This window comes from Nocardioides sp. P5_C9_2, assembly GCF_054049555.1.
Map to the genome: position 1 here is coordinate 1 of NZ_JBFUMD010000115.1, position 9021 is coordinate 9021.

8 protein-coding genes are annotated in these 9021 nt (G+C 70.6%); 4 read left to right on the forward strand and 4 right to left on the reverse strand.

The window, feature by feature from the left end; all coding sequences use genetic code 11:
* From ACXJKL_RS08015 to ACXJKL_RS08030, 4 genes are all read right to left on the reverse strand, one after another.
* On the reverse strand, positions 1–293 hold a 293-nt coding region (locus ACXJKL_RS08015), incomplete at its 3' end, for an ATP-binding cassette domain-containing protein (protein ID WP_457206537.1).
* Positions 293–1285: an ABC transporter permease gene (locus ACXJKL_RS08020; RefSeq protein ID WP_457206538.1), complete on the reverse strand. Its 993-nt coding sequence runs from the start codon at positions 1283–1285 to the stop codon at positions 293–295. The genes ACXJKL_RS08020 and ACXJKL_RS08015, both read right to left, overlap by 1 nt.
* Positions 1278–2279: an ABC transporter permease gene (locus ACXJKL_RS08025; protein WP_457206539.1), complete on the reverse strand. Its 1002-nt coding sequence runs from the start codon at positions 2277–2279 to the stop codon at positions 1278–1280. Before ACXJKL_RS08025 ends, ACXJKL_RS08020 begins: the two co-directional genes overlap by 8 nt.
* Positions 2280–2364: 85 nt before the next feature.
* On the reverse strand, positions 2365–3996 hold the full coding sequence (locus ACXJKL_RS08030; protein ID WP_457206540.1) for a peptide ABC transporter substrate-binding protein: 1632 nt from the start codon (positions 3994–3996) through the stop codon (positions 2365–2367).
* Between the two features lie 160 nt (positions 3997–4156).
* On the opposite strand from ACXJKL_RS08030, the gene ACXJKL_RS08035 reads away from it, so the two are divergent.
* The 4 genes from ACXJKL_RS08035 to alaS form a co-directional block, all read left to right on the forward strand.
* A complete protein-coding gene (locus ACXJKL_RS08035) occupies positions 4157–5518 on the forward strand; it encodes a replication-associated recombination protein A (RefSeq protein WP_457206541.1) in 1362 nt (453 codons plus the stop codon).
* 9 nt (positions 5519–5527) lie between these two features.
* Positions 5528–6061 (forward strand): hypothetical protein, encoded by a 534-nt coding sequence (locus ACXJKL_RS08040; RefSeq protein WP_457206542.1) that lies wholly within the window; start codon positions 5528–5530, stop codon positions 6059–6061.
* Entirely contained in the window at positions 6061–6348 is a 288-nt protein-coding gene (locus ACXJKL_RS08045) for a DUF6167 family protein (protein WP_457206543.1), read from the forward strand. The genes ACXJKL_RS08040 and ACXJKL_RS08045 overlap by 1 nt, the downstream gene beginning before the upstream one ends.
* Positions 6348–9021, forward strand: a 2674-nt coding sequence (gene alaS / locus ACXJKL_RS08050) for an alanine--tRNA ligase (protein ID WP_457206544.1), incomplete at its 3' end; no start/stop codon positions are given. The genes ACXJKL_RS08045 and alaS, both read left to right, overlap by 1 nt.

Consider the following 9021-nt stretch of genomic DNA (forward strand, 5'->3'; position numbering starts at 1 on the left):
CGTCCGCCCGCGATGCGGGCGGGAGGGGTGTCGAGGATCCCCATGATCGCCTGCGCCGTGACGGACTTGCCGCACCCGGACTCTCCCAGGATGCCCAGGGTCCGCCCGGCCTCCAGCGTGAAGCTGACGCCGTTGACCGCGTGGGCGACCCCCTCGTGGGTGTGGAACTCGACCTGCAGGTCCTGGACGTCGAGCAGTGGCGCGGTCTCGTCGAAGTGCAGCGAGGCGATGGTCTTGCTGCCCTTTCGCTCCCGGGCCGGGTCGCCGGCCTGCAGGACGTCGGAGTCGGACATCAGCGGCCCTTCGGGTCGAGGGCGTCGCGCAGCGCGTCACCCATGAGGATGAAGCTGAGCACGGTGACGATCAGCACGGTGCACGGGAACACCAGCAGGTGCGGGAAGCCCGCCACCGCGTAGTCCTGGCCCTGCGCGATGGTGATGCCCCACGACACCTCGGGTGGCTTGAGCCCGACCCCGAGGAAGGTGAGGGTGGCCTCGGCGGCGATGAAGGACCCGACGTAGATGGTGCACAGCACGATGATCGGCGCGAGTGCGTTGGGCAGGATGTGCCGCAGGATGATCCGGCGGTTCGTGGCTCCCATCGCGCGCGCGGCCTCGACGAAGTCCTGGTCGCGCAGGCTGAGCGTGGTGCCGCGCACGATGCGGGTCATCTGGGTCCAGCCCAGCACCACGAGGACCAGGATGACCGCCCAGATGCTCTGCGACTGCAGCAGGGCCAGGAAGATCACCGCACCCAGCAGGAAGGGCAGCCCCAGGAAGACGTCGGTGATGCGGGAGATGATGGTGTCGGTCCGGCCGCCGTAGTAGCCGGCCACCAGGCCGAGGGTCGTGCCCACCAGTGCCGTCAGCGCGGTCACCACGACGGCCACCACGATGGAGGGACGCGCTCCCCAGATGATCTGGGAGTACATGTCGCACCCCAGTGTCGTCGTGCCGAGCGGATGGCCCTCCAGGTCCGTGTCGTAGCCGGGGGGCGGGGTGCCGGGGAACCACGACGGGGGCGTGCGGTTGACGTTGATGTCGCACTCGAGCTTGCCGAGGTCCGTCCACAGCGTCGGGAAGGCCGCCCACGAGATGACGAGCAGCACCACCACTGAGCAGACGACGAAGATCGGGTTGCGCACCAGCTGGTGACCCGCGTCGCGCCAGATGCTCCCGGACGCGACGGCCGTGCCCGGAGCGTCGGGAGAGCCCGGAGGGGCGGGGTCGTGCGGAGACCCCGGGATGAGCAGGCCCGGCGCATCGGGGGTGGGGACGTCACTCATAGCGGATCCTCGGGTCGAGCACGGCGTAGAGCAGGTCGACCAGCAGGGACGCGACCAGGTACACGAGGACGAGCAGTGGGACGACGGCCATGATGATCGGCGTCTCCCCGTTGCGCACCGAGCGGAAGACCAGGCCGCCGACGCCCGGGATGTTGAAGATGCCCTCGGTGACCAGCGCGCCTCCCATCAACCCCCCGATGTCGATGCCGATCAGGGTGACGACCGGGATCAGGCAGTTGCGCAGGGCGTGGATGCCGACCACCCGTCGGGGCTTGAGCCCCTTGGCCTTGGCGGTCCGGACGTAGTCGGACCGCATGGACTCGATGAGGCCGGTGCGGGTCATCCGGGCGACGATCCCGAGGGTCGTGGCGCCGAGGACCATGGCCGGGACGACCAGGCTCGCCCACGGGTAGTCGGCCTGGTAGGAGATGGAGAAGATCGCCTGCACCCAACCGGGCGCACCGCGATCCCGCACCCAGTTGCCGATGTACAGGCCGAAGAAGATCTGCGCCAGCACCCCGAGGACGAAGATCGGGACCGAGATCGCCAGCACGCTCCCGATCCGGACGAAGTTGTCGGCGAAGCGGTCCTTGCGGAGACCGGCGAGGACACCGGCGAGGATGCCGACCACCGCCTCGAAGACGATCGCCAGGAACGTGAGGCGCAGCGTGATGGCCACGGTTCGCCTGATCAGGTCCGTGACCGGCTGCTGGTTGAAGTCGACGCCGAAGTCACCGCGGAAGTAGCCCCCGATCCGGTCGACGAACATGCCGACGCACGGGTTCCCCGGCTGGTCGAGGCAGGGGTCGTCCAGGCCGAAGGCCCGGGTCAGGGCCGCGATGGTCTCCGGTGGTGGTTGACGGTCCCCGAAGAGCGCGCGCACGGGGTTGCCGTTGATCTGGAAGGACAACGTCGTCAGGTAGTGCAGCAGGAACAGCGTCCCGATCATCACCGGGATGAACTGGATCAGCCGACGTACGGCGTACTGGCCCATCGCCCATCCCTTCCTGTGCAGGTGGCTGAACGGGAGACGACGACGGGTGCGGACTGCACGACCCGGTCCGCACCCGGCATCACACTCACCGAGTGACACTCACCCCGGAGAGCAACAGCTGGTCGGTGGGGCTGTACTTGACGTTCTCGACGTTCGTGCTGAAGACGATGAACGTCTTGCCGAACCACAGTGGGATGTTGACCTGGTAGTCGAGCACCACGTCCGCGGCCGCCTGGTAGGACGGCAGCCCCTCGTCCACCGTGGCCGCAGCGTCGCCCTCGGCCAGCAGCTGGAGGAACTTGTCGTGCTCCGGGCCCTTCCAGTCGCCATAGTTGGTGCTGCCCAGGCCGTAGAGCGGATCGAGGTAGTTCTGCGGGGACGCGTAGTCCGGGATCCACGAGAGGCGGTAGGGGCCGTCCACGGTGCTGCGCGTGTCGAGCGCCGCCTGGTACGGGGTGAACGGCTGCGACTTGAACTCGTAGTCCAGGCCGAGGACGCTCTGCCACCCCTGGGCCATCGCCTGCACCCAGTCCTCGTGCCCACCGTCGTTGTTGAACCAGATGTTCATCGTGTTGCCCGGGATCCCCCCGGCCTCGTCCCAGAGCTTCTTGGCCTCCTCGGGGTCGTAGACGCAGGTCGTGCAGGCGTCGTCGCGGCTGCCCGGCACGAAGGGGGAGATCACGTCGGTCGCCGGGGTGAACCGACCGTCCAGGACGCGGTCGATGATGGCCTGCCGGTCGACAGCCAACGACAGTGCCCGGCGGATGCGGACGTCCTGGAAGTTCTTCTCGTAGAGCGGGAAGCCCATGTAGACGTACGCCCCGTTGTCGACCTCGAGGATCTGGTCGGGGTAGGCCGTGCGGGCCTGCGAGGTCTGCGAGGGATCCGGCGTCACGATGTCGAGGTTGCCCGCCTGGAAGTCCCGGTACGCGGTCTTGAGGTCGGCGTAGATCTTGAAGACGATCTCGTCGGCAAGGCCGGCGGTCGCGTCGTCGGTGTAGTCGGCGTACGTCTTCAGCGTGATGGAGTCGTTGTGCTGCCAGGGCTCGGCGAACTCGTAGGGACCGTTGCCGATCGGCTTCTCGTTGCACGCCTTGATGTCGTCCAGGCACGCCTGCGCCATCGGCACGCCGATGGGGGTGAAGCTCAGCACGAGCGGCAGCTGCGAGAAGGGTTCGGTCAGAGTGATCTTGATGGTCAGGTCGTCGGGCGCCGTGATGCCCGACAGCTCCGTGGCCTTCGGGTTGTCCCCCTGGAGGTCGTCGTAGCCCTCGACCCGGGCGAGGAAGAAGCCGAGCTGGGTCGCATTGGGGCCGTACGCCGCGTAGTTCCACGCCCGGAGGAAGGACGCGGCGTCCACCGGCTCGCCGTTCTGGAAGGTGAAGCCGTCCTTGAGCTTGATCGTCCAGTGCTGGCCGTCCTTCGACTCGATCGACTCGGCCATCTGGAGCTGCTGCTCGGACGTCTCCGGGTCCACCTTCAGCAGGCCGGTCCACACCAGGTTGATGATCTGGCTGCAGTCGGAGGAGTAGCAGTTGCTGGTCGGGGCGAACGCCTGGGGCTCGCTGCTGTTGAGGCTGAACGAGCCACCGGCGGACTGGTCTCCGGGTGCGCTCGTGGACGAGCCGTCCCCGTCGCCGTCACCACCCGAGCAGCCGGCCACGGCCAGCAGCAGGACGGCGGGAACGAGGGTGAGCCACTTCGGTGTGCGCTTCATGAGCGGACCTCCGGTGAGAAGAGACGGACGGCGTGCCGGCGTCCCGAGCGGCGTCGCACCTCTGCCTCCATTAAGGGGCCGAGCACCGGGCCCGGAACCCGGCGAGACCAAAAGGGTCCCCGATCGTGAACCGTTCGTTACGCGGATTACTGTCACGGGCGTGGACGGACTCTTCGACGTGCCCGGCTCCGGTCGGCCGCCTGCGGGCACGGGATCGCTCGCGGGCGCCGGGCCCGACAACGCGCTGCACGCCTCGGCACCGCTCGCGGTGCGGATGCGTCCGCGCACCCTCGACGAGCTCGTCGGCCAGTCCCAGCTGAGGTCCCCCGGCTCGCCGCTGCGTCAGCTCATCGAGGGCGACCGCTCGATGTCGCTGCTGCTGTGGGGTCCGCCGGGGACGGGCAAGACCACCATCGCCTCCATCGTCAGCCAGCAGACGCAGCGGCGCTTCGTCGAGGTGTCGGCGGTCGCCGCCGGCGTCAAGGACGTCCGTGCCGCCATCGACGGCGCACGCGCCGAGCTGGCCCGGGGTGGTCAGGAGACGGTGCTCTTCGTCGACGAGGTGCACCGCTTCAGCAAGGCCCAGCAGGACGCCCTCCTGCCCGGCGTGGAGAACCGGTGGGTGACCCTGGTGGCGGCGACCACGGAGAACCCCTTCTTCTCCGTCATCTCCCCGCTGCTCTCGCGCAGCCTGCTGCTTCGGCTGGAGTCGCTCACCGACGACGACGTGTCCGAGGTGGTCGAGCACGCCCTGGCCGACGAGCGTGGGCTGGACGGGGCCTTCACCCTGGACGACGACGCCAGGGCGCACCTGGTCCGGCTCGCCGGGGGAGACGCCCGCCGAGTGCTCACCTACCTGGAGGCCGCGGCCGGCGCCGCCGCGGAGACGCACATCGACCTGCCGACGGCGGAGACGGCCGTCGACCAGGCGGCGGTGCGCTACGACCGCCAGGGCGACCAGCACTACGACGTCATCAGTGCCTTCATCAAGTCGATCCGTGGCTCCGACGCCGACGCCGCCCTGCACTACCTGGCCCGGATGATGGAGGCCGGCGAGGACCCGCGCTTCATCGCCCGGCGGCTGGTCATCTCGGCCAGCGAGGACATCGGGCTGGCCGACCCGACCGCGCTGACCACGGCCGTGGCGGCCGCCCAGGCGGTGCAGCTGATCGGGATGCCCGAGGCGCGGCTCAACCTGGCCCAGGCCACCATCGCCCTGGCGGTCGCCCCCAAGTCCAACGCGGTGACCCTGGCGATCGACGCGGCCAGCGCCGACGTACGGGCCGGACGGATCGGCCAGGTCCCCTCGCACCTGAGGGACGCCCACTACGCGGGCGCCAAGAAGATCGGCCACGGGTCGACGTACGTCTATCCCCACGACGAGCCGTTCGGCGTGGCCGAGCAGCAGTACGCCCCCGAGGTCGTCGAGGACGCGACGTACTACCGCCCCACGGCGCTGGGCGCGGAGGCCGCGGTCAGGGAGCGGTGGGAGCGGATCCGTCGCCTCGTGCGCGGACGATAGGGTCGCCCGGTGAGCTCCGAGCAGATCTGGCTGGCAGCAGGAGGCGCCCTGACGGCGCTCCTGCTGGTCGTCGTGCTCGCGCTGGCCGTCGCCGTACGCCGCTACGGGCGCCGGCAGGGCGTCCTGGCCGACCGCGTCGACGCGCTCGAGGCCGAGCTCGTCGCCTCGCGGGACCGCGGGTCCCACCTCGTGCAGCCGCCGGCGTCGTACGTCATCACCGGGGTCGGCGAGGGCGAGGTCGACGGCGACCGCGACGAGGCCGGCCACGACGGCGCCGACGTCCCGGTGCAGGGTCACATCGACCGGGCGGTCTTCGCCGACATCGTGGCCCGCGAGGGCGTGATCAAGGCGGCCGGACTGGCCCACGGGCTGCGCCGCGCCCTGTCGCCGGCAACGCGCAACCGGATCCGCTTCGAGGTCGGGCGCGAGGTCAAGCGCTCGCGCAAGCAGCGGCGTACCGACCTCAAGACCGCTCTGCGCGACATGCAGGCCAGGGAGCGGGCACGGATGGCCGAGGCACGCGACGAGGGGGACGCTGCCTGATGGCCAGGACGTTCTGGTTCGTCGCCGGAGCGGGAGCGGGTGCCTACGCCCTGACCCGCGCCCGCAGGGTGGCCGAGTCCCTCACCGCGGACGGGCTGCGGGACCGTCTCAGCGGTCTGGCCGTGGGGGCACGGATGTTCCGCGAGGAGGTCGCCGCGGGACAGGTCGAGAAGGAAACCGAGTTGCGCGAACGCCTCGGCCTGGTCCCTCATGGCATCCCCGAGCTGGATGCGAGGGCACGCACCGCGCCCACCGACAGCACCACCGACACAGAGGAACCCTCCTGATGGACACGTCCGAGATMCGCCGCCGCTTCGTCTCGCACTTCGAGGCGGGGTCGAGGTGGGGCGCTCACACGCCTGTCCCGTCAGCGAGCCTGCTGGCCGACGACCCGAACCTGTTGTTCGTGCCGGCCGGCATGGTGCCCTTCAAGCCCTACTTCCTCGGCCAGGAGACTCCGCCGTACGCGCGGGCGACGAGCGTCCAGAAGTGTGTGCGCACGCCCGACATCGAGGACGTCGGCAAGACGACGCGGCACGGCACGTTCTTCGAGATGTGCGGCAACTTCTCCTTCGGCGACTACTTCAAGGAAGGCGCCATCGAGCTGGCGTGGGAGCTGATCACCAAGCCGGTCGCCGACGGCGGATTCGGGCTCGACGAGTCGCGGCTCTACCCCTCGGTGCTGGTCGGCGACGACGAGGCCATCGCCCTCTGGCGCCGGATCACCGGACTGCCCGACGAGCGCATCGTGCGGCTGGGCCGCAAGGAGAACTACTGGTCGATGGGCGTCCCCGGTCCGGGCGGCCCCTGCTCGGAGATCCTCTACGACCGCGGCCCCGAGTGGGGTCCCGACTTCGACCCGACGACCCTCGGCCCCGACATGCCGGTGCCGCTCGAGGACCGGCTGCTGGAGTTCTGGAACCTCGTCTTCATGCAGGACGAGCTGAGCGCCGTGCGGTCCAAGGAGGACTTCGACATCGCGGGCTCGCTGCCCAAGAAGAACATCGACACCGGCATGGGCCTGGACCGCGTCGCCTTCCTGCTCCAGGGCAAGCAGAACATGTACGAGATCGACGTGATGTTCCCGGTCATCGAGCGGGCCATGGAGCTGAGCGGTCGCCGCTACGGGGCCGACCACCAGGACGACGTGCGCTTCCGCGTCGTCGCCGACCACGTGCGCTCCTCGATGATGCTCATCGGCGACGGGGTGACCCCGGGCAACGAGGGCCGCGGCTACGTCCTGCGCCGCCTGCTGCGCCGCGCCGTGCGCTCGATGCGCCTCCTCGGCTACGACGACCCGGCGCTGCCGGAGCTGATGCCGGTCAGCCGGGACAAGATGGCCGAGACCTACACCGACCTGGCGCGGGACTGGGAGCGCATCGCCCGCGTGGCGTACGGCGAGGAGGAGACGTTCCGCAAGACCCTCCAGGCCGGCACCCAGATCTTCGACCTCGCGGCCGGCGAGGTGAAGAAGGCCGGCGGCACGACCCTGTCGGGTGAGCGGGCCTTCGCCCTGCACGACACCTTCGGCTTCCCGATCGACCTGACCCTGGAGATGGCGGCCGAGCAGGGGCTGGTCGTCGACGAGCCGGGCTTCCGGGGCCTGATGACCGAGCAGCGCGAGCGGGCCAAGGCCGACGCCCGCGCCAAGAAGGGCGGGCACACCGACACCGGGCTCTACCGCGGGATCCTCGACGCGCACGGTCCCACCGAGTGGCTGGCCTACGAGACCCTGGAGACCGAGTCGCGTGCGCTGGCGCTGCTCAGCGGCGCCGCGAGCGTCCGGTCGCTGGCCCAGGGCGAGGTGGGCGAGGTGGTCCTGGACCGCACCCCGTTCTACGCCGAGTCCGGCGGCCAGGTGGCCGACGCAGGCACGATCGACTTCGACGGCGGGCGGCTCGAGGTGCTCGACGTCCAGCGGCCCGTGCGCGGCCTCGTCGTCCACCAGGTGCGCGTGCTCGAGGGCGAGCTCGGCGCCGACGCCCTGCTGCACGCCCGGGTGGACCCCGAGTGGCGCACGGGTGCCCGTCAGGCGCACTCGGGCACCCACGTGGTGCACGCCGCGCTGCGCGAGGTGCTCGGTCCCACGGCCCTGCAGGCCGGCTCGTACAACCGACCCGGCTACCTGCGCCTCGACTTCGGCTGGACGCAGGCGCTGAAGCCGGAGCAGGTCCGCGACATCGAGCTGGTGTCCCAGCAGGCGCTGCGGGCCGACCTGCCCGTGGGCTGGCAGTACATGACCCTGGAGCAGGCCAAGGAGTGGGGCGCGATCGCGCTCTTCGGGGAGACCTACGACAACACCAAGGTGCGTGTCGTCGAGATCGGCGGCCCGTGGTCGCGTGAGCTCTGCGGCGGCACCCATGTCGAGCACGCGTCCCAGATCGGCACCGTGGTGGTGACCGGCGAGGCCAGCGTCGGCTCCGGCAACCGCCGCATCGAGGCGCTGACCGGCGTGGAGGGCTTCGGCTACCTGGCCCGGGAGCGCGACGTGGTCGCCCGGCTGACCGGCCTGCTCAAGACCCAGCCCGACGACCTCGTCGGCCGGGTCCAGGACCTCACCGAGCGGCTCCGGGCCGCCGAGAAGGAGCTCGACCGGGCCCGCACGTCCCAGCTGCTCGCCGGGGGCGGCCAGCTGGCCGCGCAGGCGGTCGACGTCGACGGGGTCGCCGTGGTCGTGCACCGGGCCGAGGGCATCGGCGGCGGCGACGTCCGCACCCTGGCCCTCGACGTGCGCGGCAAGCTGGACCGCGCGGGTGCCGTCGTGGTCGCCGGGGTCGTCGACGGCAAGGTCGCCCTCGTGGCCGCGGTCAACGACGCCGGCCGCGAGCGCGGCGTCAGCGCCAACGAGCTGGTCCGCACCGTCGGTGGCCTCATCGGCGGTCGCGGCGGCGGCAAGGACGACGTCGCCCAGGGCGGCGGGGCCGACACGAGCCGTCTCGACGAGGCCCTCGGCCTCGTCC